Source organism: Specibacter sp. NPDC057265 (genome assembly GCF_042668835.1).
Lineage (GTDB): Bacteria > Actinomycetota > Actinomycetes > Actinomycetales > Micrococcaceae > Specibacter.
This window is the reverse complement of sequence record NZ_JBHUYE010000050.1, coordinates 1-1,734: the sequence shown is the minus strand read 5'-3', so window position 1 is coordinate 1,734 and position 1,734 is coordinate 1. Positions and strand designations below refer to the sequence as shown.

Genomic DNA, 1,734 nt, shown 5'->3' with positions numbered 1-1,734 from the left:
CCCGGAGATTTCATGGGGGTGGGGCTGTGGCGGCGTGTTAAAGAGATGAAAGGGTGCTCTTTGCTGGGAAAATAGAGGTGTCTAAGCCATATTTTCTCGTTGCAAGGGAGCACCCTTTCGGTGTCTAAGAATAGCCCAGTTTTCCCTGTCCTTCCTGTCGCCACAACGGGCCAGGCCTTGGTTACCTATGCGGGGTTGAACGTGCTGACGTCCTTCGTTGACGCGTTGGGTTTCCGGCGCTTGTGTGAGGACCGTTTGGGCCAGTTCGTTCCGGCCGGTGCCCGGCACCGGCCCGGTGGGATGGTGGGCTCGGTGGCGGTGATGCTCGCCGGCGGCGGGGAACACGTCAGCGACCTAGATATGCTGCGCAGCAGTGCCGGAGTGTTCGGAAAAGTCGCCTCGAACGCGACCATGTCAAGGTTCTTCCAACAAGCCGCAACGGCTCCTGAGGTCTTTGATTATGGTTTCGCCACCATGACTCGTGAGTTACGGTCCCGGGTATGGGAAGCCGTCGGCGACCGGAACCCCGCACTGATGGCCACAGCGCTGAACCCCCTGATCGTTGATCTTGATGCCACTTTGGTGACCTCACACAGCGACAAGGAACAAGCCGTCGGCACCTACAAGGGCGGGTACGGATTCGCTCCCTTCATCGCCAGCATTGACTACGGCGCGGGCAACGGCACCGGTGAGATCCTGGCCGCGGTGTTGCGCCCTGGCAATGCCGGGGCCAACAGCGCCGATGACCACATCAAAGTTTTCACCGCGGCGATCGCGCAGCTCCCGGACGCCTTCTACGACCAGGGCGGGGCGCTGATTGGGGAGAAGGTGCTGGTGCGTACCGATAGTGCCGGTGCGTCTCGGAAATTCCTGCATTACCTCGCCAACCTGGGCGTGCAGTTCAGTGTGTCCTACCCGGTGCCGGTCATGAAAGCCCGCATGGTGGCCTGGATCAATGAGAAGAAGTATTGGCAGCCGGCCCTGAACCAGGCCGGGGAAGAGCGGGCGGATGCGTGGGTTGTGAACGCCACCGACGTTCTGGGGCTTACGGACTACCCCGCGGGCACGAACCTGTACCTGCGGGCCGAACCATTGCATCCCGGGGCGCAGGCAACGTTGTTGGATCCTGACGGGCATCGGGTGACTGCGTTTCTCACGAACTCCCCGCGCTGGCACGGCCCCACCCTCGATGTCAGGCACCGGGCCAGGGGCCGGTGTGAGAACCGGATCAAAACGTTGAAGAACACCGGGTTGGGGAAGCTGCCGTTCTTTGACTTCAACGCCAACCAGGCTTGGGTGAACATCGCGACGTTGGCCATGAATCTCATGTCGTGGATGCAGCTGGCGATGCTGCCCACCGACCATCCGGGGCGGGGTTGGGATGTGAAGCGGTGGCGCTACCGGCTCTTCGCCACCGCCGGAAAAATCATCACCCGGGCCCGAAGAAACTGGCTGTTGATTCCTGAAACGGCACCCGAGGCCAGCACGATCACCACACTCCTGGAAGCGATCAAGGAGCTCGCCACCCAGCGCCGAAAGCGTCTGCCCCTACCGACCTGAGACGCCAGGATCGGCCCCGACCACCAGAAAGAACCACACCTCGGAACCGTGGAAACCGACGCCCACCCAGCGACCACAGGACCACTAACCATGCCCAAAACCAGAAAACCGGCCCGGCAAGAAATCAAATCCCCACTGAGCCGGCAATCGGACCATCATGAAAAATCCGGGCTA

Annotated in this window: 1 protein-coding gene; it reads left to right on the top strand. The window is 61.5% G+C overall.

Annotated features, from left to right (window positions below; genetic code table 11):
- Window positions 1-120 precede the first annotated feature (120 nt).
- Entirely contained in the window at window positions 121-1,560 is a 1,440-nt protein-coding gene (locus ACFUCV_RS14960) for an IS1380 family transposase (RefSeq protein ID WP_380817127.1), read from the top strand.
- The last annotated feature ends 174 nt before the right edge of the window (window positions 1,561-1,734 follow it).